Origin of the sequence: Nocardia sp. CA-128927, from assembly GCF_050955855.1 — a bacterium.
GTDB lineage: Bacteria > Actinomycetota > Actinomycetes > Mycobacteriales > Mycobacteriaceae > Nocardia.
On sequence record NZ_CP192087.1, the window covers coordinates 8931398 to 8952424 of the forward strand.

The following is a 21027-nucleotide window of genomic DNA, read 5'->3' on the forward strand; positions in this document are numbered from 1 at the left end:
GGCTAGGGCTTGCGCAGCAGGTCCAAGGGGTCGGTACTGATGTCGAAACGCTGGCGCAGCACGTGGCGGGCGGCGTGCAGGCCCGACATGCCGTGCACGCCCGGGCCGGGCGGGGTCGACGAGGAGCACAGGTACACGCCGGGAATCGGTGTGGTGTAAGGGTTCCAGCGCGCGGTGGGCCGGAAGGCGAACTGACGCAGGGTCATCGCGCCCGCCGAGATGTCGCCGCCGATGTAATTGGCATTGTGCGAGGGCATTTCGGCTGCGGTGTAGACGTGCTTGGCGAGGATCAGGTCGCGGAAGCCGGGGGCGAAGCGCTCGACCTGGGCGATGACCGCCTCGCTGACGTCACGGGTCGAGCCGTTCGGCACGTGTGCATAGGTGTAGAAGGTGTGCTTGCCCGCCGGGGCCCTGGTCGAATCGACGACACCGGGCTGGATGGACAGTACGTACGGCCGCTCCGCGTGCTGGCCCGCGGCAACCGCGCGTTCGGCGGCCATCGCCTCGGCACGGGTACCGATCAGATGCAGTGAGCCCGCGCGATCGAGGCCTTCCGCCTGCCAGGGCACCGGACCCGCGAGCGCGAAGTCGACCTTGCACGCGGCGCCCCCGTAGCGGAACCGCCTGAGCCGCTTGGCATATCGATCCGGCAGCCGATGGCCCGCGATCCGCAGTAACTCCGCGGGCGTGAGATCGAGGACGACCGCGCGGGCGTCGTCGAACTGCCCGAGCGAGTCGATGCGGTGGCCCGTGTGCACCCGGCCGCCGAGGCGTTCGAGCTCCGCGATCAGCGCATTCGGGATCGCCTGGCTGCCACCCCGTGGAATCACCCAGCCGCCCGCGTGCGCGAGCGTGCCGAGCAGGAGTCCGGCACCGGCGGCGGGCACGCGACGCGGCGGGGTGATCGCGTGGGTGGCGACACCGGTCAGCAGTGCGGGCGCGGCGTCTTCCTGAAACCTGTTGTTCCACAACGGCGATCCCTGCTCGAGCGTCCGCAGCCCGAACCGCACCGCAGTCAGCAGGTCCTTGGGCGGGCGGCGCAGATCTGACATCGCGAGGTCGACCACCGCCTCCCAGTGCGGCACCAGCGGTCCGAACAACGAGCGCCAGGCGGCACCGTCGCGGCCGAGGCCTTCGACGGTTCGCTCCAGATCGCGCCAGGCCACCCCCGCCGTGCCGCCGTCCATCGGATGACCGTAGGACGCCTCCGGCGTGAGCAACTCGACGCCGTGCGCCGCGAGATCGAACGCGCGGAAGAACGGGGACGCCAACGCCATCGGATGCGCACCGGCACACACGTCGTGCTGGAATCCGGGCAACGTCAGTTCGGCCGTGCGCGACCCGCCGCCCGCCGTGAACTCGGCCTCGTACACCTCGACGGAGAGCCCGGCCTTCGCCAGGATCACCGCGGCGGCGAGACCATTCGGCCCGGAACCGACGACCACAACATCAGGCATATCCCCACGCTACCGGCCCGCGATCGGCACTCCCCGGCCCGAGGATGCGCGTCCGATCACAGCGACTGGATGACCTGCCGGATCGAGGCGAAGGTGTCGACTGTCACCGCCGCATTCGGTCCTGCGAAAGAAGATTCGCACGATGTGCGGCTAGGCGGATTCCACACCGACCGAGGCCAGCCATTCGGCGACGAGGATCTCGAGGCGCCGCTCGCGCAATTCCGGCCGGAGCCTGCCGTGGCTGTCGAGGGTCGCGAGTCCGTGCATCGCGCTCCAGGCCACCTCTGTCCGGGCGCCGAGGTCCGCCTCGTCGACGAACGGGCGGAACATGGCCTCCAGCTCCGCGAAGGCGTCGATCAACGGCTGCGGCGCATCCAGACCCCAGACGAGGTCGACGTTCATCATGAACATCGCCTCGTAGCGGGCCGGGTTCGCGGCCGCGAAATCCAGATAGGCACGGGCGACGCGGTACAGCGCGTCGGCTGGGCTCGCCGCCTCCTCGTGGCCCTGGTGCAGCACGGTCGCCAGGTCGGCAATCCCTTGCAGGGCCACCGCCGTCACGATCGCCGACTTGCCCGCGAAGTGGCTGTACAGCACCGGCTGGCTGTATTCGATGCGCTCGGCCAGCCGACGCACGGTCACCGCCTCCCAGCCCTGCGATTCCGCCAGCTCACGCGCGGTATCGATGATCCGCTGATGGCGTTCGGCTCGTTCGCGTTCCTTGCGGGTCTGGGGGCTCATGACCTGAATACTAGCAGGGCTAGACAAACTATCGAAGCTCCGTTATTGTCGCTTGTGAACCTAGCGCCGCTAGATAACAGAGCAAGACCGCACCAATGAGCAACACCATGACCACCTCGCGCATCGCCACCGCCCTCTCCCTCATCGGCGCGGCCTTCATCCTCTACATCGGCCTCAGCTACCTGCTCACCCCCGAAACCACCGCGCCGAGCTTCGGCCTGCCCGCCTGGCCCGACGGCGATGCCGTCGCGTTCCTGAACCTGAAGGGCGTGCGCGACACCGTCCTCGGCCTGCTCATCCTGGTGCTGCTCGCCGCGAAGCAGCGCTACGCCCTCGGCATCGCCACCCTGGTCATCGCCCTGGTCCCGGTCGGCGACATGCTCACCGTGCTCAGCTGGAACGGCTCCCCCGCCGCCGCCTTCGGCATCCACGGCCTCACCGCCGCCCTCGTCTTCCTCACCGGCGGCGTCCTGCTGCGCGAACACCAGCTGGCCACCAAGGCAACCCCGCAGCGCACCGCGGTCGGCGCCGACGCCTGACCACATAAGACACTGTCCGGCACCGGCATTCAGCCGGTGCCGGACACTTCTGTGTCCGGACAGCTTCGCGCAGAACACGATTCACGAACGCCGCGTGATCCGGAACACAGCGCGCTGCCCGCCGATGAATCTCCCCGCGCGACTCCGTCGATATCCCTGAACGCACCACGAGCACAGGAGACGACACCATGGCGACCAAGCCGCACGGCCCCGCGTCCTACTTCCCGTCCATCGAGGCCAAATACGGCCGCAGCATCGACGACTGGCAGACCGCGATGCGCGAGTCCGGCCTGACCTCCCACAAGGCCCTCGTCGAATGGCTCAAATCCGAGCACACCCTCGGCCACGGTCACGCCACCGCCCTCACCCAGCATCACCTCACCCCCGAGAAGTGGACGTCCTGACTCTGGCCGCCGACCGTATCCAGTGCAGCCGAGTGCTCAGTAGACTCAGGACATGACCGCAGCACACAACGAGTACGAAGAGGTCCATCGCCTGGTGGATCATCTGTCGGCCACTCAGGTTCGACGGCTGCGGTTGCTCGTCGCCCAAGACCCCGAACTCGGCAAGATTGCCGGTGCCCTCGCCGAGGCCCATGATGCGAGCCACTCATCCGAAGCCGTCGACAAGCCACGTCGCCGATCCTTGGGTTTCATCGGCACTCTCGAAGCGGAACCCGATCTAGCCGAGCGGTCGGCAGAGATAGTTCGAGAGGGCCTGGGCGGCACTGAGTGATCGTCCTGGACACCGGGCCGATCGTCGCCGCGATCAACAGTCGCGACAATCGGCACAAGGAATGCGCTGACCTGCTCGAGACAGCTGCGGGCCCGCTGATCGTGCCCGCACCAGTACTGACTGAGGTCTGCTACCTGCTCGAGCAACGCAGCGGTACGCACGCGGAGGCGATGTTCATAGCAGCTCTGCTGGACGGCGGACTCGAACTGGAACCGCTGACGCATGACGACTTGCGGCGGGTCCACGAGCTCATCCTGAAATACGCCGACCTTCCGCTCGGATCAGTGGACGCGTCAGTCATCGCCGTGGCCGAACGCCTGAACGCACGGAACGTGGCGACACTGGATCTCAAACATTTCCGCTTGGTGCGACCTCGCCACCTGTCGGCATTCAACCTGCTGCCCTGACGCTGGACAGCGCGAAGGGCCCGCAGATCCTGCGGGCCCTTCGTGTTTCACCGAGCAGCTAGGCCCGAACCAGGTCCTTGGTGTCGGGCCCTTGCTGTGGCTGTGCGCCGTGGTCGTTATCGACCATGGTTTGTTCGTCGAAGGGCAGTTTGCGGTCGAGTACTTCTCGGGTGCGATCCATGTCGATGGTCTTGGTCCAGGTGCCGATGAGCACGGTGGCGACGGCATTGCCGGAGAAGTTGGTGAGCGCGCGGGCCTCGGACATGAAGCGGTCGATGCCGACGATCAGGCCGACGCCATCGAGCAATTCGGGGCGATGACTCTCCAGGCCGCCGGCCAGCGTGGCCAGGCCCGCGCCGGTGACCCCGGCCGCGCCCTTGGACGCCACGATCATGAACAGCAGCAGGCCGATCTGCTCGCCGATGTTGAGCGGTTTGCCCATCGCGTCCGCAATGAACAAAGAGGCCATTGTCAGGTAAATTGCAGTGCCGTCCAGATTGAACGAATAACCGGTCGGCACAACCACACCCACGGTCGTCCGCTCGACGCCCATGTGCTCCATCTTCGCGATCAACCGAGGCAACGCCGACTCGGACGACGAGGTCGCGAGGATCAGCAGATACTCGCGGGCCAGATAGCGGACCAGCTTCAGCACCGACACCCGAGCTATCGCCCACATCATCACCCCGAGCACGCCGAACACGAATATCAAGCAAGTCAGGTAGAACGCGATCATCAACGTTGCCAACTTCAGCACGGCATCCAGACCACTCTTACCGACCAGATTGGCGATCGCGCCGAACGCACCGATCGGCGCCAGCCACAGAATCATCACCAGCACGCGGAACACGAGCTTCTGCAGCAATGCCACGCCGCGAATGATCGGCTCACCGGTCTTGCCCATGGCCTGCACCGCGAAACCGACCAGCAGCGCCACGAACAGGGCCTGCAGGGTGCTGCCCGAGGTCAGCGACGACAGCATGGTCGTCGGGACGATGCTCGTCAGGAAGTCCCACGTGCCGCCTGCGCTGTGCGCAGTTTTCGTGAGCCCCTCGACCGCCTTGGCGTCCGTACCGACCTTCAACCCGGTGCCCGGCGAGATCACGTTGCCGACGACGAGCCCGATGATGAGCGCGACGGTCGACATGACCATGAAGTACGCGATGGTCAGCCCGCCGACCTTGCCGACGGTCGCCGCCGACCGGATCGAGCCGATGCCGAGCACGATGGTGCAGAAGATGACCGGCGCGATCATCATCTTGATCAGATTGACGAAGATGGTGCCGAGCGGAGCAACCGACACCCCGAACTTCGGCGCGAGCCAACCCACGAGAATGCCCGCGATGACCGCGAGGATGACGGCCAGATACAGCCAGTGGGTGCGGTCACGCTTGCGCGGTGGTGCTTCCGGTGTTGCTTCGCTCATAAGTGGGGATGTCCTCCGAAGTGGTGCCGACGTGAGGTGCCTCACGCCTTCCAGGCAGAATGATGACGGTCCGGGTGACGCCGGTCACGGTTTGGTGCATTACGTTCAGCGGAGGAAGGCAGCTAGTGAGACGCGGTCGGCTATCCCTGGCCGGTCAGGCCTTCGCGCTACAGCTGATCGTGTTGACCCTGATGGTCGCGGTCGGCGCGGTGCTCGCGGTGCTGGACGCGCGGCATCACAGCGACGTGACGACCACTCGCGAGGTGCGCGATGTCGCGGTGAGCGTGGCTGAGGCGCGGTCCACCCTGAGTGCCGTCTACACCACCGACCCCACGGCCCTGTTGCAACCGGTGACCGAGCGCATCCGCAACGCGACCGGCATGGACTTCATCGTCGTGATGGCGCCGGACCGCACCCGCTACACGCACACCAACACGGCTATGATCGGGCAGCCGTTCAGCGGGAACATCGATCGGGCGCTGGCCGGGGAGACCTTCACCGAAACCTTCACCGGCACGCTCGGCCCTTCTATCCGCGCGGTGACGCCGGTCTACGACGGCGGTCGGGTGGTCGCGCTGGTGTCCGCCGGGGTGACCCGCGCCAAGATCGGCGATCAGGTCGCCACCCAGCTGCCGTTGATCCTCGGCGTCGCCGCGGCGGGCCTCATGGTCTCGGGCAGCGGGTCGTTCCTGCTGAGCCGCAGGCTGCGCAGGCAGACGCACGGGCTCGCGCCCGACGAGTTGCGGGCGATGTACGAACAGCACGACGCGGTGCTGCATTCGATCCACGAGGGACTCGTGGTCTTCGGCATGGCGGGCGAACGCGCCGAGGTGGTCAACGACGAGGCGCGCAGGCTGCTCGAACTGCCCGACGGCGAGGTGCGGCGCGGCGACCTGCCGACCTCGATGCAGCAGATGAGCTGGGGCGTGGTCCGCGACGAGATGCACGTGACCGGTGATCGGATCCTGCTCATCAACCAGGACATCGTCACCTGGGAGGGGCGTCCGATCGGCACCGTGATGACCATTCGCGACCACACCGAATTACGGGCGGTGATGGGCGAACTCGACTCGGTGCGCAGTTTCGCCGAATCGCTGCACGCGCAGGCACACGAATCCGCCAATCGGCTGCACACCGTGATCACCATGGTCGAGCTGGGCCGCCACCAGGAGGCGGTCGAATTCGCCACCTCGGAACTCCAACTGTCTCAAGCACTTATCGATCGACTGCTGGGCGCGGTCGGCTCGCCGGCGCTGGCGGCACTGCTACTCGGCAAGGTGAACCAGGCGGCCGAGCGCAGCATCGAACTGACCATCACCGAGGAGACCGCGCTCGACTCGATCGAGCCCCTCACGCCGCAGGAGACGGTCACGCTGGTCGGCAACCTGATCGACAACGCCATCGACGCCGCCGCGGACAGCCCGTCGGGCTGGGTGGAGGTCACCGTGCGGCACCAGGGTGAGTCGGCCGGGGAAAACGCCGAAGCTGTTTCGCCCGAACAACATTCGGCGTTGTATGTTCGCGTCGCCGACAGTGGGCCCGGAATGTCGGAGGAGACATTCGCACGGGCGTCGCAGCGCGGTTATTCGACCAAGGCCGACCATCACGGGCTCGGCCTTGCGTTGGTCCACCGCCTGGTGGCCCGGCACGGGGGGACCATCCGTACCGAACTAGATCCGGAAAGCGCGGTAACCGTGACGATTCCGCGAAAGGACGCACAGTGATCCGAGTGCTGATCGTCGAGGACGAACCACTCATCGCCGAGGCACACCGCGCCTATGTGGACCGCATCGAGGGCTTCACGCCCGTCGGGGTGGCGCACACCGGCCGCGAGGCGATGCGTGCGGCCGCCGACGCCGCGGCCGAGGGCACGCCGATCGACCTGGTGCTCATGGACATCGGGTTACCCGATGCCAGCGGCCTCGATGTCGCGGCGGCACTGACCGGCCTCGCGCCCCGACCCGACGTCATCGCCATCACCTCGGCCCGCGACCTCGCCATGGTGCGCACCGCCGTCTCCCATGGCGTTGTCCTCTATCTCTTGAAGCCGTTCACCTTCGCCGCCTTTCGCGACAAGCTCGATCGGTATCGCGAATTCCGCACCGCCCTGCCCGCGGGCGAAACGGCGGTCTCCCAGCACGACATCGACCGCGCCCTCAGCGCGCTCCGCACCCCCGACCAGCGCGCCACCACCCCCAAAGGTGTTGCGCCACAGACCCTCGACGAGATCTCACGCACCGTCCGCGCCGCACCGGAGGGGATCACCGCCGCGGACACCGCGACCACCATCGGCGTCTCCCGTATCACCGCATGGCGCTACTTGGAGAAGCTGGCAGACGACGGGTTAGTCACCCGCCGTTCAGATTACGGCCGAGCTGGCCGTCCTAAGACCCGTTACGTCTGGAAAACCAAAGCCTGACAAGGATCTTCGCGCAGACCACCCGAAAAGCGTTCTGCGCGAAGACTTTCGATCGATCTAGGCGGGCAGGTGGCCGTAGCCGAAGATGTTGATGAAGTAGTTGCCGGGAATCAGTTGATTCATGGCATGCCACTGCCCCGACGGGTCGCGCTGGTAGTAGCTGACCCCGAAACCCGCGTCGTAGCAAACGATGTCGGCGGTGCCGAACGGGCTCCAGTACGCACTAGCGTCCGGGCGGTTGAATTCGAACGGCGTCTTGAACAGGTGGCTGCACGGCGCGATGCTCGGCTCGTAGATCGACGGCGCGGCCGCGGCGACCGGCGCGAATCCGACCGCGCCGACGCCGACCGCTCCCGCGAAAACCGCCGCGACCAGCACACGAGGGAAAGACTTCCGCATAGAGGTTCTCCTCGACTATCCAGTTGGCAACAGTGAGCAAACGTAGCGATCCCGCGACAGAGGTCCCGGGACCCTGCGCAGCACCCTGCCAGAAGGCCGCTACGCCGACACTGTTTTCCGACCGTCAGACGTCGGTGGAGAACCGGATCCCGCCGTCGGGGATCTCGACGCCGGGCCAGACGCGCGCGCCGCGTAGTAGTTCGCAACGGGCACCGACCTGCGCGCCGTCACCGATGACGCCGTCGCGCACCAGCGCACGCGGACCGATCCGCGCACCGAAACCGATGATGGAACGTTCGACCGTGGCACCGGCCTCGATGATCGCGCCGTCGAAGATGACCGCACCGTCGAGGCGGGCACCCGCGCCGACCTCGGCGCCACGACCGACGACCGTGCCGCCGATGAGCAGCGCACCCGGCGCGACACCCGCCCCCGGATGGACGAGCGATTCACCGCGCTGCCCCGGCAGCGCAGGCGAGGGCGCGATGCCGCGAACCAGGTCGGCGGAGCCGCGGACGAAGTCCTCGGGGGTACCCATGTCCCGCCAGTACGACGAGTCGACGTGCCCCTGAACGCGCGCGCCCTCGGCCAGCAACTGCGGGAAAACCTCGCGTTCCACCGAGACCGGGCGGCCCGCCGGGATCTTCTCGATGTACTCGCGCCGGAAGACGTAGCAGCCCGCATTGATCTGATCGGTCGGCGGATCCTGCGTCTTCTCCAGGAACGCGGTGACCCGGCCGTTCTCGTCGGTCGGCACGCAACCGAAGGCCCGCGGATCACTCACCCGGACCAGATGCAAGGTCACGTCGGCGTTGGTCGACTCGTGCGTATCGAGCACCGCGCCGAGTTCGGTACCGCCGAGCACGTCGCCGTTGAACACCATCACGGTGTCGGCGCGCAGCTTGGGCAGCACATTGCGGATGCCGCCGCCGGTGCCGAGCGGCTCGGTCTCGGTGACGTACTCGAGCTCGAGCCCGAGCTCGGAACCGTCACCGAAATGCTCCTCGAACACCTCCGCCTTGAACGAGGTGCCGAGCACGACGTGCGAGATCCCGGCGTCGGCGATGCGGGCGAGCAGATGCGTGAGGAACGGCAGTCCCGCCGTCGGCAGCATCGGCTTTGGTGCCGAAAGGGTGAGCGGGCGCAGCCGTGTGCCCTGCCCGCCCACCAGGATCACGGCGTCGGTGCCTGCATTTCCTGCCATTCAAGGTCCCCTGTTCACAGTGGATCGATTGTTGCTCGCGCGCCGAACGGCACGCGACCTGCGCCAATTCACGCCGGGCCGCACCAGACAGTGCGCACCCGTCGCCCATTGTCGCAGTGCGGACCCTTGTCGCTCAGTCGCGTGGCTAGTGACTCGCTTCTTGCGCCTGTTGCCGCAGCGCAGATCGAACCGCAATCCGGGAGCGCACCGCAAGTCCGGCCCGCAACGCCAGCCGCAACGGCAGCTGCCACCAGTGCGGATGCCGGTCGGCCTGGAATCGGTAGGCGCTCGCGTGGTGCGCGGGCAGCATCACCTCGGGGTGCCGTCCCGCGGCGTGCCCCTTGGCATGGGTGACCTCGGCCGACGGCACGAACACGTTGTGCCAGCCCGCCTTGCCCATCCGGTCGCCGAAGTCGACGTCCTCCATGTACATGAAGTAGCGCGAGTCGAAACCCTCGATCGAGTCGAAGGCCGCGCGCCGCACCAGCAGGCAGGAGCCGGACAGCCAGCCGACGACCCGCTCGGAGATCTGCTCGTTCTCCTGGCGGTAGCGGCGGGTCCACGGGTTCGTCTTCCACACCGTGCCGAGGATCGCGTGGCCCGCGCCGTCCAGCAGCCCGGGCACCTGGCGGGCCGAGGGGTAGACGCTGCCGTCCGGTTCCAGCACCAGCGGGCCGAGCGCGCCCGCCCGCGGCCAGCGCTTTGCGGCCTCGAGCAGCTTGTCGATGGAATCGGTGCCCCAGCGGATGTCCGGATTGGCGATCACCACGAACTCGATGTCCGGATCGATCTCGGCGACGGCCCGGTTGATCGCGCCGCCGTAGCCGATGTTGCCGCCGGTGCGCAGCAGCCGCACATGCGAATTGGCCTCGGCGATCAGCTCCGGCACACCGTCTGTCGAACCGTTGTCGGCGAGAATCACCTGTGGTTTCTCGGTGGTGGCGTCAGCCAACGTGGTGATGAAGTGCTCGAGGTGCTCGCCCGGTGAATAGGTCACCGTGACGACGGCCAGCCCTTTATGGACGGAATCGGAAGCGCTCACGGCCGCACAGCCTAGTCGGACAACCTCACCAGCGCGTCCCCTAGTGCCACCTGCCACTGGCGCAGCGGCGTCAACCCCGCTTCATCCCAGGCACGGTGCGACAACACCGAATATGCCGGGCGCCGTGCAGGTCTCGGAAAAGCGGACGAGTCACACGGCCGGACGCGCTCCGGATCGGCGCCGACTCCTTCGAATACCGCCTGCGCGAGATCGAACCAGGTGGCCTGTCCGGCGTTGGTGGCGTGCAGCAGTCGCGGAGCGTCCGGACGACCCGCCAGCTCCAGCAGGGCGGCCGCGAGATCCGCCGCAAAGGTGGGCGCCCCGAGCTGATCGTCGACCACGTTCACGGTGTCCCGCTCACGCTCCAGTCGCAGCATGGTGGCGACGAAATCACTGCCACGCCCGGCATATACCCACGCGGTACGCACCACGTGCGCATTCGGAGCAAGCTTCAGCACAGCCTGTTCACCAGCGAGTTTGGACTCCCCGTAAACACTGACCGGGCCGGTCGGATCGATGGTCTCGTACGGACGGTCGTGCACGCCCGCGAACACATAGTCGGTGGACAGTTGGATAAGCCTCGCGTCGATCCGCGCACAGGCGGCGGCGAGCACGGCGGGGCCGGTCTCGTTGCCCGCGAAAGCCGCCGCCACCTCGGACTCGGCCAGGTCGACCGCGGTGTAGGCGGCACAGTTGATCACCACGTCGCCAGGTTCGAGAACTGCGGCGACCGCGTCCGCGTCGGTGATATCGAGGTCGCGGCGGCCGAGGGCGCGGGCGTCGGGTGCGAGCCGGATCAGTTCCTGCCCGAGCTGCCCACCCGCTCCCGTCACGACGAGGCGCGCGGACCGGGCGGCATCGGATGCTGTCGAAGCTGTCACGGGGTCGAGTCTGGCACGCCGCCACACCTGCGGATTGCGGGTGCCCGGGCCGCCATTCGTTAGCCTTCAGTCAGTTGCCCTCGGCTGGTACCCACCGCGAACAAGGGTTTGCCGCATGGGTGCCGGGGGATACAGAAAGGTGGGGTGGTCACTCGGATCGTGCAGTCGAAAGAGGCCCCGAGCTTGTCGAAAGGATGTCGAGTTGTCGAGAGGAAAGAAAGTAGCTGCGGCGCAGGAGGTTCCGGGTGACCCGGCCGCTTAGAGCGCTTGCGAGCCGCGAACGCGCGAGGCCGCGCGGCGCTGAATCGCATTTACCCGCAGGTGGTCCGCTGCGTGGGTTCGCCGCGATTCTCGCCGTTGTGGTGCTCGTCATCACCGGCTTCGCCTGGCACAGCGTCGACAGCCTGATCTCCAATATCGAACGCATCGGCAACCTCGGCCTCGGCGGCGGACGTGACGGTGCCGTCGACATCCTGTTGGTCGGCGTCGACAGCCGCACCGACGCGCACGGCAACCCGCTGTCCGACCGGGAACGCGCGCTGCTGCACGCGGGCGACGAGGTCGGCACCAACACCGACACCATCGTGCTGATCCGGGTGCCGAACGACGGCCGGTCCGCGACCGCCATCTCCATCCCCCGCGACTCCTACGTCGACATTCCCGACCTCGGCAAGGGCAAGATCAACTCGGCGTACGGCGCGACCAAGGAAACCCAGCGACTGAAGCTGATGAACCAGGGCGTCACCGAGGCCGACGCGGACAAGCAGTCCACCCAGGCGGGTCGCCAGGCGCTGATCAAGTCCGTGGCCAACCTGACCGGCATCAGCGTCGATCACTACGCCGAGGTGAGCCTGCTCGGTTTCGTGCTGCTCACCGACGCGGTCGGCGGGGTCGAGGTGTGCCTGAACAATCCGGTCGACGAATGGATGTCCGGCGCCGACTTCCCGGCCGGCCGCCAGCGCCTCGACGGCCCGTCGGCGTTGAGCTTCGTGCGGCAGCGCCACAATCTGCCACGCGGTGATCTCGATCGCATCGTGCGTCAGCAGGTGTTCATGGCGCAGCTGGTCGGGCAGGTGCTCAACGCGAAGACCCTCGGCAACCCCGGCAAGATGAAGCAGCTCAGCGATGCGGTCGGGCGCACGGTCGTGCTCGACGACGACTGGGACGTGCTCGCGTTTCTGCAACAGCTGCAGGACCTTTCGGGCGGCCAGGTGAAGTTCGAGACCATTCCGGTCACCGATCTGAACTTCATGACCAACAGCGGCGAATCGGTGGTGAAGGTCGATCCCAAGGCGGTGAAGACCTATGTCGGCTCGCTGGTCGACGAGAAGGCCACCGAATCGGACGAGCCCGCACTGGATCCGGCCACGGTGAGCGTCAGCGTGTACAACGCCAGCGGGGTCGGCGGCCTGGCCGGTCAGGTCGCACAGGCGTTGAGCGGTAAGGGTTTCCACGAGGGCCTGGTCGGCAACTACACCGGACCCAGTGTGACGAGCAGCCGGGTGCTCGCCGCGAACACCTCGGACGCCAAAGCCAAGGCCGTGGCCAAGGCGCTCGGTGGGCTGCCGGTGCTCGCGGATGCGACGCTGTCGCCGGATTCGGTGAGCGTGGTGCTGGCGAGCGACTATTCTGGTCCGGGCTCGGCGGCAGGGGGCATATTCGACTTCTCCGGAACGTCGAGCGCCACCGCGACGCCAGTCCCGCCCGCCCCACCGATCGACGCAGGCCAGAACGGACCGAAATGCGTGAACTAGACCATGCGTGAATTCGACCAGGCGCTCACCCTCACCGAGAAGGTGCTCGATCCGATTCTCGCGCGCGAACCCGCGGGTCCGCGCGTCACCTACTACGACGACGCCAACGGCGCCCGGATCGAACTGTCCGGGCTGACCCTGGCGAACTGGGCGGCCAAGACGGCCAACCTGATCCGCGACGAATTCGGCCTCAGCCCCGGCGCCCGGATCGCGGTGCTGCTGCCCGCGCACTGGCAGACCGCCGCCGTGCTACTCGGCTGCTGGTGGGCGGGCACCGAGGTGGTGCTGCGCCCCGACGAGGACGCCGAACTGGCCCTGGTGACCCCCGACCGGATCGACGACGCCGACGGCATCAACGAGGTGGCGGCGCTGTCCCTGGACCCGATGGGCGCGCCGGTGCGCGACCTCCCGGTCGGCGTGACCGACTTCGCGACCTCCGTGCGCGTGCACGGTGATCAGTTCCTGCCCGGCGGCGCCGGTGCCGCACTGGACGGTATGCCGGTGGCCGAGGTGCTCGCCGAGGCGAAGAAATCGGCCATGCGGCAAGGGTTTTCCGAGGGCGACCGGGTGCTGTCCAGCACGCCCTGGGACACCCCCGCCGAACTGATCGACGGCTTCGTCGCGGTGCTCGCCGCGGGCGCCTCGCTCGTTCAGGTGGTCAACCCCGACCCCGCCCTGCGCGAACGGCGCATCGAAACCGAACGCGTCACCGCACAGCGCGCCTGACACCAGCCGCACACCTCCTGACTTCCCGCAGACCGAATCGCATGCGATTGGGTGTACGGGAAATCAAAGGGTGTGCGGCTATTCCGTGGCACCGGTTCGGTGGCCAACCTGCCGGAATCGAACCGCAGGGGTAGCTCGGCGCAGTAGCTTTGACTCAGTAGGGGTTGATTTTGGTCGCGCATCTCGATGGCTGCCTCCTACCACGGTATAGACGGAAGTCCGACTAGGGGACGTTCCACATTCTGGCCGGGTTCCGTACGGTGGACGTATCGCACAACGACGGAGTTGGTGAATGATGAAGCCGCAGTATTGGTTCCGCTGGTTGTCCGTTCAAGGCGCGCCCCGGCTGGTGCTGCGTCTGCAAGCACGGCGCGGTGATCCGTTCGCCGAACTGATGGGCGGGCCCGCCGGGGTCGCCGATCCGTATCCGCTCATCGAGCAGCTGCGCGGCGAAGGCAGGCTGATCCGCACCCCCATCGCCTGGGCGAGCTTCGATCACGAGCTGTGCCGTTCTATTCTGCGCGACAACCGATTCGGTGTGCGCAGCACCGAAAGCTTCAATACCCCAGGTCAGGTGCAGAAGCTGGCCAAGTACTTCCCGCTGCCGCCGAACCCGGTGGAACCGCCATCCATGCTGGTGATCAACCCGCCGGAACACACGCAGATGCGCAAGCCCGTCGCCTCCGCATTCACCCCGCGCGCCATCGGCAGATTGCGCGACCGCGTGGAGACGGTCACCGCGGAATTGCTCGATGCGCTGCCCGCTGGTGGATCCGCCGATCTCGTCACCTCCTTCGCCGCCCAGGTGCCGATCGCGATCATCTCCGAGATGCTCGGCTTCCCCGACGCGGACAAGGAACGGTTCCTGCACTGGGGCGACCGGATAACGCCGCTGCTCGATGTCGGCATCTCCTGGCGCGCGCACCGGCGCGCACTGCAGGCGATGGAGGTGATGAACGACTACTTCGACGTGCACATCGCGCGACTGCGCCGCACCCCCGGCGACGACATCCTCAGTGCCCTGGTCACCGCGGGCGAGCTGGATATGTTCGCGCTCAAGGCATCCGCGAGCCTGCTGATGGGCGCGGGCTTCGAAACCACCGTGAACCTGATCGGCAACGGCGTGGTCCAGCTGCTCGAGCACCCCGAACAGCTGGCGCGGCTGCGCGCCGAACCCGAGCTGTGGCCGAACGCCGTGGAAGAGATACTGCGCTTCGACTCGCCGGTCCAGACGACGGCGCGAACCGCGTTGTGCGACGTGGAAATCGACGGCATCCAGCTGCGCGAGGGCGACACCGTGGTGCTGTCGCTGGCGGGTGCGAACCGCGATCCCGCGGTCTTCGCCGAGCCGGACCGCTTCGACATCGGCCGCGCAAATGCCAAGGAGCACTTGTCGTTCAGCAACGGCATCCACGTCTGTCTCGGTGCCAGCCTGGCCCGCATGGAAGGCGTCTACGCCTTGCAGGCCTTGTTCGACCGCTTCCCGGATCTGCAACTGGACGGGCCACCGCAGCGCCGAAAGTTGTTCACACTGCACGGATACGAGCGGATGCCGGTCCGCCTCGGCCGCCGCGCCCTCGCTCCCCAACCTACGTCCGTCTGACTTCGTACAGCGGCTCGGTTCTTCGGACCGAGCCGCTGTACGAGGTAGGTCAGCTGAAGCCGACGGCCTGCTGACCCCAGGCGGTGTGCAGGTCCGCGTCGGGATCGTCGACGACGCGGTCGACGGTATCGATCAGCAGCGTGGTGCGCGTGGACGGGCGGTACGGCGGCCAGTGTTTCGAGCCGTCGAGCGCGGCGGGAACGCCGTGCGTGGCAAAGGCCAACCAGCGCCGCATCATTCGGCCGGAGACCTCCATCGCCACCTTGCGCCCGCCGAGCCAGAAGGTTGGATCGTGATTGAACGAGCCGAAATTGCCGAACACATAAGGCAATTCGGTGGCGTGGCCCGCGCCGACCCGAGCCGCCCGCAACATCGGCGTCGCATGATCGAAGCGGTACATCCAAGTCGGTGAGTGCTGCGCGTGTGCGTCGGCCACCCAGTGCGCGGGCATCCGGAACGCGGCGTCGCCGGACATGGCGAGCGCGCCGCGCGTCTTGTCCAAATCCGGGTAGGCGGAGGTGATTTCGGCGATCCGCTCGTGCGACAGCTCGGGGTGACTGGCCGCCACGTCACTGAGCATCGCGTTAACCGCGTCCGGGGTCACCGGCATGATGGGCGAGCGGAACACCCGGAACAGCGACGCCTCGTCCTTGTTGGTGCCGATCATCAACGGCACCCGATGCGACCGGCCGTGCTGGAACCGATCGATCGGATAGGTCGGCAGCAGATCGCCGTCGACCACCGGCGCCGCCGCGAGCCTGCCCGGTTCCTTCAACGGGATCTCGTCCAGCAGGATGCTCGCGACCTCCACGATCTTCTCGATCGGCCAGTCGAGCAGTTCGATGGCCCGGTGCGCGGGCAGTTCCAGCAGCTCGAGGAAGCGCCGGGCCACACCGGCCGCGCGCTCCTGGCCGAACACGGTGGTCGCGGGCGGGCTCTCCGCGATGGCCTTGTGGAACAGCCCGGCCGCGCGCGGCGAGGTCAGCAGCGCGGTGACGCAACCGGCGCCGGAGGATTCGCCGAACAGGGTGACGTTGCCGGGGTCGCCGCCGAACGTGGCGATGTTGTCGCGCACCCATTCCAGGGCGGCGATCTGGTCGTGCAGGCCGAGATTCGGCGTGAACGGGCCGGGCAGCGAGGACAGATCGAGGAAACCGAGCGCACCGAGCCGGTAGTTCACGGTGACCACCACGACGTCACCGGCCTCGGCCAGCTTGCGTCCGTCGTAGATGCCCTGCGCCGCGGTGCCGAGGCAGTAGGCGCCGCCATGCAACCAGACCAGGACCGGTCGCGGTTCGCCCGTCTCGAAGGTGTGCACCACGTCGCCGGCGTCGCGGCGGGGTGCCCAGACGTTCAGCCAGAGGCAGTCTTCGCCCATCCGCAGGTCGGAGTCGACCGGGACCATGTTGCCCATCGTCTGCGGCGCGATCTCGCCGAAGGTGGCACAGTCCCGGGTGCCATCCCACTCGGGCGCGGGCAGTGGCGGCAGGAATCGATTGGCCCCGCTCGGCGCCGCCGCATACGGGATGCTGCGCCACACCGCCACCGGACCGTCCCAGCGGCCGCGCACATCCCCCGAGGTCGTGCTGGCGATCGGCTCGGCGCCGCCCACTTCCCAACCCTCTTCAGTGCCCATGGTCCGCACCTCCTGCCAGGTACCCGTAAGTGTGCTGCCGGTTTGCTCCAGCGGGCCCCGCACCTCGTGATCTCTTCATCGAGAGTACGTCCATGCTGACGACCTGGGAACGCGACGCACCATTATGAGACCGTGGCGGTACGCTTGACCGATGCCGAGTTACAGCTATCGGTGCCGCAGTTGCGGGGACACTTTCGAGATGAACCGCCCGATGGCGGAGTCGTCGGATCCGGCGTCCTGCCCCAGCGGCCATGCCGACACAGTCAAGTTGCTGACCACGTTTGCCACGGTCAGCCGGGGTAGCGCGGCACCGGCGCCGAGCCAGGCCGCGCGTCCGGCCGGTGGCGGCTGCTGCGGCGGAGGCTGCTGCAGCTGAGCGCGGTCAAGTGTCGTCGCGACCGGTTTCAGTCGCGGCGATCGGCGTGGCCGAGATCACGGTCCGGCGCGACCCGATCCCGCACCTTCTGCTTCAACACCGCGATATCGGGAAAACCGCCGTCGGCCTTGCGTTCCCACACCTGTTCGTCGTCGACGGTGATCCGGAAAACGCCGCCCGTCCCCGGAATCAGCGCCACCTCACCGAGTTCGGTGGCGAAGGTGCTCAACAACTCCTGCGCCATCCAGCTCGCGCGCAGCAGCCAGCGGCACTGGGTGCAGTACTCGATCGCGACACGGGACATGCTGGGTCACGTTACTCAGTCTTCGATTTCACCGTCGAGGTAGACCCAGGCCCCGTCGGCGCGCAGGAACCTGCTGACCTCGTGCAGTGATCTGCGGGAGCCGTCCGCGCGATAGTGCGCGACGAACTCGACCAGGCCGGTCTCGTCGAACAGCCCGCCGTCCGCGGTGCGCAGTATCTCCAGGAACAACCACCGCTGATCGGGATCGAGTGTCAACTCCGCCGGCCTGGTGCGCGGATGCCACGATCGACGTAGATAGTCGGTGTTCCCCACCGCGAAAGCGGTGTAGCGCGAACGCATCAACGCCTCGGCGGTCGCCGCCGCCCGCTTCCCGCTCAGCACCGGCCCGCAGCAGTCGTCGAAGGCCTCGCCCCGGCCACACGGACAAACCCGCGTCCCACTCATCCCCCGATTGTTGCGCGCCCCCGCAACAAAGATCATCCCGGGTCACCCTGATCCGTGCGACCTGTCGATTCCGGCGGCGTAGTCGACGCTCAGCGGGCCTCGACGGTCGCCAGGGCCTTGGCGATCGCGACGGTTTGTTCGCGCCAGCGGCGCAGGTCGGTGACGCTCGGGGCGAGCTCGTAGTCGTGATGATGGGCGGCCCTGGACAACGCGGCCCAGAGGGCGGCGACCTGCGCGGCGACCTCGGGTCCGGCGAAGGTGCGCAGGGCGATCAGTTGGGCCCGCATCGGGCAGCGCATCAGCGCGGGCGCGAGTCGTGCCCACAGTTCATCCACGGACTGCTCCAACGCGATTCGCAGAATCCACGCGGTGGCGCGGGACCACAGGCCGCCCGCATCGGTCACCGATCCGGCCAGCAGCCGATCCACGGTGTCGAGCCGCTCGGCCACCGATGGCCGGGGCCGCTTCGGGCCTTTCGACGGTCCGCGCTTGGTGCCGCGCCCGCCGCCGTTCGGACCGCGTCGCGGACCACGCTGTGTCATCGCCACCCCGCCGTCACTTCGCGAGCCACGCGACGAATCTCTCGGTCTCCGTGATCAATTCGCGCATGCTGCGGCCGATCGGCACGTGCGCGCCCGCGGTCGCGTCGCGCAGCGCCTCGACCACCCATTTCCCTTCGCGCGCGATGAGGAACTTGTTGAGATCGTCGACCTTGCCACCGACACCCATCACCGCGAGAGCTACCTTCGCCCTGGTGGATTGGGCCGCATCGATGTGCCGCTCCACCTCGCGGTGATTCATGCCGTCGGCGAGCAGGGTGCGTCTGGCGCGGCCCAGGCTCGCGGCTTCCACGGCGGAACGGCAGCAGGTTGCGACGAGTTCGTCGGCGATGGCCTGCGGCAGCTGCGGGGTGCGCACGAGCGCGCGGGCGTCGTCGAGGTAGCGGCGGACCGGGTCGCTGGACACCCGCACCTCGACCACCGAGCGGTCGCGGCGCTGCACCTCCAATACGGTGGCGTCGAGCTGCATTCGGCGCACCGCCTCGGCGAGACGCTCGTCGTGGGTGAACACGACCACCTGCCGGGTCCATGCGACCGCGGCCAGCACCCTGGCCAGTCCGTCCACCTTCGCCGGGTCCATCGCCTGCACCGGGTCGTCGATCATGACGAAGCGGAACGGGCTCTCCTCGACCGTGGCGCGCGGCAGGAACAGCGACAGCCCGAGTGCGTGCAGCTCACCCTGGCTCATCACGCCGAGCGCGGCGCCGTCCACGTCGTCGACGGTGACATCGAGGAGCACCCGACGGGCGGTTCCGGCGTTGCCCTGCAAGGTAATCGAGCCGAGTTCCACGTTGCTCTGCTGGCGCAGCGTCTGCCAGACCCAGCGCGCGGTGGTCTCCAGCGGCGTCATGCGTTCCCCGCGCAGGCCTGCCGTGGCGGACTTGAGCCAGTCCTCGGCCTTCTTGACGGTGCGCAGTTCGGCCGCGTGCGCGGCGACCTCGCGCGCACCTTCCAGCCAGCTCACGATGCGCGGGACCAGCGGGGTCCACACCTCGTCGAGGCGGTCGAGTTCCTTGCGGGTGCCCTGCTGCACCAGATCGAGTTCGTCGACCAGCCGCGCGTGCGCGCCGCGTAGTCGGTCCGGTAGGTCGGTGCTGTAGTCGGCGGAGGTGAGTGCGGCCCAGTCGGCCCAGGCTCGGCGGACGGCGGAGGTGTCGACCGAGGGCGGGTTGCGCGGGTCGAAATCCAGTTCTGCCGGAATGAGATCCGGCAGGGAGCGCGCCGCGCGCAGGGCATCACCGAGTTCGGTGCGTGCCGTGGTGAGTGCGTCGACCCGTGCGGCGAGGGTGGTGATCGAGTCGTCCGCCGCGCGGGCCCACGCGTCGTCCAGGTCGCCGCGACCGCACACCGGGCACGGGCAGGTGCCGGTCGCCGTGTGGTGATCGCGGGCGCGGCGCAACAGTTCCAGCACGCGCAGGTCGGCTTCGGCGTCGGCGGTGGTGCCGCGGGTCAGCGCGGTGCCGCATTCCGCGAGCCGGGTGGCCACCTGCGCAACCTCCGCCGCCGTCGGCAACGTGAGCCGCACGATCGCACGCAGGCCTGCCGGTCCGGCCGGGTCGTCGAAGGTGCCGATCACCTCGCGCCCGACGGCGGCGAGGTCCGGTTGGGCGGGGCGCAGCAGGCCGTTCACCCGCACGGCGCGGTCGTCGGCCACCGTCTCCAGCGCCTCGAGCAGTTCGAGACGTTCCTGGCGTGAATCGCGCACGGCGCGTTCCAGTTCCAGGCGGCGCATGCGAATTCGCTCCTGCGCCAGGGTCAGTTCGTCGAGGCCGAGCAGTTGGTGCAGCGCGTCGAACAGGTCGCTCGGTTTGCCGTCGACCAGCGCGCCGAGCTCGCTGTAGGACAGGAACGGGCGGTAGAGCTCCAGCCTGCCCGCCCAGCGGTCCATGTCGAATTCCGTTGGCGCGGTGGGCGGGTGCTGTTCGGTCCAGGTCGCGTCTGGCAGGTCCGCGTCCGGGGCCCATTCCTTTGCGATGGTCAGCTGCGGCTTGTTTCCGGTGGTGAGCAGCTCTACCTCGATGCGGGCGGTGCCGCCGTCGTGCAGGTTCCGCCAGCCCTCCCGCCAGGCCGCGGATCGACCGTCCCAGCGGCGATTTCCGCCGGTGAACACGAGTTCGGCGGCTTCGGCGAAGCTGGATTTGCCGCTGCCGTTGCGGCCGACGACCAGGGTGAGGCCGGGTCCGGGCGGCAGTTGCAGTTCGGCTTCCGGACCGATGCCACGGAAGCCGCGGACCCGGATGGCGCGCAGGAAGATCCCGCCGTCGTCGAATTCGGTTGCCCGATCGTCGTTCTCGGTGCCACCGAGGGCGCGCAGGACGGTTCGTGCGACCGAGGGCGTCACTGCGGGATCAGCGGCGAGCCGACGAGTAACCACCTCGGTCAGCCGCGGCACCGGATCGGCGTCGGGACGCAT

Annotated in this window: 22 protein-coding genes; 10 read left to right on the top strand and 12 right to left on the bottom strand. The window is 67.9% G+C overall.

All coding sequences use genetic code 11. The features are described from left to right. Window positions 1–2: 2 nt before the first annotated feature. Window positions 3–1457 carry a phytoene desaturase family protein gene (locus ACQPW1_RS41545; protein WP_433658625.1) on the bottom strand — a complete coding sequence of 485 codons (1455 nt, stop codon included), beginning with the start codon at window positions 1455–1457 and terminating at the stop codon, window positions 3–5. Between the two features lie 150 nt (window positions 1458–1607). After that, window positions 1608–2198: a TetR/AcrR family transcriptional regulator gene (locus tag ACQPW1_RS41550; protein ID WP_433658627.1), complete on the bottom strand. Its 591-nt coding sequence runs from the start codon at window positions 2196–2198 to the stop codon at window positions 1608–1610. A gap of 107 nt (window positions 2199–2305) precedes the next feature. On the opposite strand from ACQPW1_RS41550, the gene ACQPW1_RS41555 reads away from it, so the two are divergent. The 4 genes from ACQPW1_RS41555 to ACQPW1_RS41570 all read left to right on the top strand — a co-directional run bounded on the left by ACQPW1_RS41555 (window position 2306) and on the right by ACQPW1_RS41570 (window position 3879). After that, window positions 2306–2737 (top strand): DUF4267 domain-containing protein, encoded by a 432-nt coding sequence (locus ACQPW1_RS41555; protein WP_433658629.1) that lies wholly within the window; start codon window positions 2306–2308, stop codon window positions 2735–2737. A 188-nt stretch (window positions 2738–2925) separates the two neighbouring features. Beyond that, complete coding sequence (locus ACQPW1_RS41560; RefSeq protein ID WP_433658631.1) at window positions 2926–3141, top strand: DUF4287 domain-containing protein; 216 nt, start codon at window positions 2926–2928, stop codon at window positions 3139–3141. A gap of 52 nt (window positions 3142–3193) precedes the next feature. Further along, the gene (locus ACQPW1_RS41565; RefSeq protein ID WP_433658632.1) at window positions 3194–3472 is read left to right on the top strand and encodes a hypothetical protein; all 279 of its coding nucleotides are present in this window, start codon (window positions 3194–3196) and stop codon (window positions 3470–3472) included. Then, window positions 3469–3879, top strand: coding sequence for a type II toxin-antitoxin system VapC family toxin (locus tag ACQPW1_RS41570; RefSeq protein ID WP_433658634.1), 411 nt, complete (start codon window positions 3469–3471; stop codon window positions 3877–3879). Before ACQPW1_RS41565 ends, ACQPW1_RS41570 begins: the two co-directional genes overlap by 4 nt. A gap of 58 nt (window positions 3880–3937) precedes the next feature. Here ACQPW1_RS41570 and ACQPW1_RS41575 read toward each other — a convergent pair whose 3' ends face one another. Then, window positions 3938–5305 carry a cation:dicarboxylate symporter family transporter gene (locus ACQPW1_RS41575; RefSeq protein ID WP_433658635.1) on the bottom strand — a complete coding sequence of 456 codons (1368 nt, stop codon included), beginning with the start codon at window positions 5303–5305 and terminating at the stop codon, window positions 3938–3940. 125 nt (window positions 5306–5430) lie between these two features. Here ACQPW1_RS41575 and ACQPW1_RS41580 point away from each other — a divergent pair, with 125 nt between their 5' ends. Together ACQPW1_RS41580 and ACQPW1_RS41585 are read left to right on the top strand one after the other, a co-directional pair. Further along, window positions 5431–7029, top strand: a complete 1599-nt coding sequence (locus tag ACQPW1_RS41580; protein WP_433658637.1) for an ATP-binding protein — start codon at window positions 5431–5433, stop codon at window positions 7027–7029. Further along, entirely contained in the window at window positions 7026–7724 is a 699-nt protein-coding gene (locus ACQPW1_RS41585; RefSeq protein ID WP_433658639.1) for a response regulator, read from the top strand. The genes ACQPW1_RS41580 and ACQPW1_RS41585 overlap by 4 nt, the downstream gene beginning before the upstream one ends. Before the next feature lie 57 nt (window positions 7725–7781). Here ACQPW1_RS41585 and ACQPW1_RS41590 read toward each other — a convergent pair whose 3' ends face one another. From ACQPW1_RS41590 to rfbD, 4 genes are all read right to left on the bottom strand, one after another. Further along, on the bottom strand, window positions 7782–8123 hold the full coding sequence (locus ACQPW1_RS41590; protein ID WP_433658641.1) for a hypothetical protein: 342 nt from the start codon (window positions 8121–8123) through the stop codon (window positions 7782–7784). A 124-nt stretch (window positions 8124–8247) separates the two neighbouring features. Continuing rightward, the gene (locus tag ACQPW1_RS41595) at window positions 8248–9327 is read right to left on the bottom strand and encodes a sugar phosphate nucleotidyltransferase (protein ID WP_433658643.1); all 1080 of its coding nucleotides are present in this window, start codon (window positions 9325–9327) and stop codon (window positions 8248–8250) included. 145 nt (window positions 9328–9472) lie between these two features. After that, window positions 9473–10369 (bottom strand): glycosyltransferase family 2 protein, encoded by an 897-nt coding sequence (locus ACQPW1_RS41600; protein ID WP_433658645.1) that lies wholly within the window; start codon window positions 10367–10369, stop codon window positions 9473–9475. 11 nt (window positions 10370–10380) lie between these two features. Beyond that, on the bottom strand, window positions 10381–11250 hold the full coding sequence (rfbD, locus tag ACQPW1_RS41605; protein ID WP_433658647.1) for a dTDP-4-dehydrorhamnose reductase: 870 nt from the start codon (window positions 11248–11250) through the stop codon (window positions 10381–10383). Window positions 11251–11579: 329 nt separating this feature from the next. Between rfbD and ACQPW1_RS41610 the strand changes: the two genes are divergently transcribed. The 3 genes from ACQPW1_RS41610 (at window position 11580) to ACQPW1_RS41620 (ending at window position 15333) form a co-directional block, all read left to right on the top strand. After that, window positions 11580–13004: an LCP family protein gene (locus tag ACQPW1_RS41610; RefSeq protein ID WP_433665484.1), complete on the top strand. Its 1425-nt coding sequence runs from the start codon at window positions 11580–11582 to the stop codon at window positions 13002–13004. A 3-nt stretch (window positions 13005–13007) separates the two neighbouring features. Then, the gene (locus ACQPW1_RS41615) at window positions 13008–13730 is read left to right on the top strand and encodes a TIGR03089 family protein (RefSeq protein ID WP_433658649.1); all 723 of its coding nucleotides are present in this window, start codon (window positions 13008–13010) and stop codon (window positions 13728–13730) included. Window positions 13731–14025: 295 nt separating this feature from the next. Continuing rightward, window positions 14026–15333, top strand: coding sequence for a cytochrome P450 (locus ACQPW1_RS41620; RefSeq protein ID WP_433665485.1), 1308 nt, complete (start codon window positions 14026–14028; stop codon window positions 15331–15333). Window positions 15334–15382: 49 nt separating this feature from the next. Here the strand turns inward: ACQPW1_RS41620 and ACQPW1_RS41625 are convergent, their stop codons facing one another. Beyond that, a complete protein-coding gene (locus ACQPW1_RS41625) occupies window positions 15383–16969 on the bottom strand; it encodes a carboxylesterase/lipase family protein (protein WP_433658651.1) in 1587 nt (528 codons plus the stop codon). Between the two features lie 151 nt (window positions 16970–17120). Here ACQPW1_RS41625 and ACQPW1_RS41630 point away from each other — a divergent pair, with 151 nt between their 5' ends. After that, window positions 17121–17345, top strand: a complete 225-nt coding sequence (locus ACQPW1_RS41630; RefSeq protein ID WP_433658653.1) for an FmdB family zinc ribbon protein — start codon at window positions 17121–17123, stop codon at window positions 17343–17345. 28 nt (window positions 17346–17373) lie between these two features. Here ACQPW1_RS41630 and ACQPW1_RS41635 read toward each other — a convergent pair whose 3' ends face one another. The 4 genes from ACQPW1_RS41635 to ACQPW1_RS41650 form a co-directional block, all read right to left on the bottom strand. Beyond that, window positions 17374–17649: a SelT/SelW/SelH family protein gene (locus ACQPW1_RS41635; protein ID WP_433658655.1), complete on the bottom strand. Its 276-nt coding sequence runs from the start codon at window positions 17647–17649 to the stop codon at window positions 17374–17376. A gap of 15 nt (window positions 17650–17664) precedes the next feature. Continuing rightward, window positions 17665–18054 carry a YchJ family protein gene (locus ACQPW1_RS41640; RefSeq protein ID WP_433658657.1) on the bottom strand — a complete coding sequence of 130 codons (390 nt, stop codon included), beginning with the start codon at window positions 18052–18054 and terminating at the stop codon, window positions 17665–17667. An 89-nt stretch (window positions 18055–18143) separates the two neighbouring features. Continuing rightward, window positions 18144–18596, bottom strand: a complete 453-nt coding sequence (locus tag ACQPW1_RS41645) for a hypothetical protein (RefSeq protein WP_433658659.1) — start codon at window positions 18594–18596, stop codon at window positions 18144–18146. A 13-nt stretch (window positions 18597–18609) separates the two neighbouring features. Beyond that, window positions 18610–21027 carry an AAA family ATPase gene (locus tag ACQPW1_RS41650; protein WP_433658661.1) on the bottom strand — a complete coding sequence of 806 codons (2418 nt, stop codon included), beginning with the start codon at window positions 21025–21027 and terminating at the stop codon, window positions 18610–18612.

What these genes read in the sequence shown, in the direction of transcription:
- ACQPW1_RS41545 (WP_433658625.1), bottom strand. Translation starts at nt 1,457, where the DNA reads ATGCCTGATGTTGTGGTCGTCGGTTCCGGGCCGAATGGTCTCGCCGCC.
- ACQPW1_RS41550 (WP_433658627.1), bottom strand. Translation starts at nt 2,198, where the DNA reads ATGAGCCCCCAGACCCGCAAGGAACGCGAACGAGCCGAACGCCATCAG.
- ACQPW1_RS41555 (WP_433658629.1), top strand. Translation starts at nt 2,306, where the DNA reads ATGACCACCTCGCGCATCGCCACCGCCCTCTCCCTCATCGGCGCGGCC.
- ACQPW1_RS41560 (WP_433658631.1), top strand. Translation starts at nt 2,926, where the DNA reads ATGGCGACCAAGCCGCACGGCCCCGCGTCCTACTTCCCGTCCATCGAG.
- ACQPW1_RS41565 (WP_433658632.1), top strand. Translation starts at nt 3,194, where the DNA reads ATGACCGCAGCACACAACGAGTACGAAGAGGTCCATCGCCTGGTGGAT.
- ACQPW1_RS41575 (WP_433658635.1), bottom strand. Translation starts at nt 5,305, where the DNA reads ATGAGCGAAGCAACACCGGAAGCACCACCGCGCAAGCGTGACCGCACC.
- ACQPW1_RS41590 (WP_433658641.1), bottom strand. Translation starts at nt 8,123, where the DNA reads ATGCGGAAGTCTTTCCCTCGTGTGCTGGTCGCGGCGGTTTTCGCGGGA.
- ACQPW1_RS41595 (WP_433658643.1), bottom strand. Translation starts at nt 9,327, where the DNA reads ATGGCAGGAAATGCAGGCACCGACGCCGTGATCCTGGTGGGCGGGCAG.
- ACQPW1_RS41615 (WP_433658649.1), top strand. Translation starts at nt 13,008, where the DNA reads ATGCGTGAATTCGACCAGGCGCTCACCCTCACCGAGAAGGTGCTCGAT.
- ACQPW1_RS41620 (WP_433665485.1), top strand. Translation starts at nt 14,026, where the DNA reads ATGAAGCCGCAGTATTGGTTCCGCTGGTTGTCCGTTCAAGGCGCGCCC.
- ACQPW1_RS41625 (WP_433658651.1), bottom strand. Translation starts at nt 16,969, where the DNA reads ATGGGCACTGAAGAGGGTTGGGAAGTGGGCGGCGCCGAGCCGATCGCC.
- ACQPW1_RS41630 (WP_433658653.1), top strand. Translation starts at nt 17,121, where the DNA reads ATGCCGAGTTACAGCTATCGGTGCCGCAGTTGCGGGGACACTTTCGAG.
- ACQPW1_RS41635 (WP_433658655.1), bottom strand. Translation starts at nt 17,649, where the DNA reads ATGTCCCGTGTCGCGATCGAGTACTGCACCCAGTGCCGCTGGCTGCTG.
- ACQPW1_RS41640 (WP_433658657.1), bottom strand. Translation starts at nt 18,054, where the DNA reads ATGAGTGGGACGCGGGTTTGTCCGTGTGGCCGGGGCGAGGCCTTCGAC.
- ACQPW1_RS41645 (WP_433658659.1), bottom strand. Translation starts at nt 18,596, where the DNA reads ATGACACAGCGTGGTCCGCGACGCGGTCCGAACGGCGGCGGGCGCGGC.
- ACQPW1_RS41650 (WP_433658661.1), bottom strand. Translation starts at nt 21,027, where the DNA reads ATGCGTCCCGACGCCGATCCGGTGCCGCGGCTGACCGAGGTGGTTACT.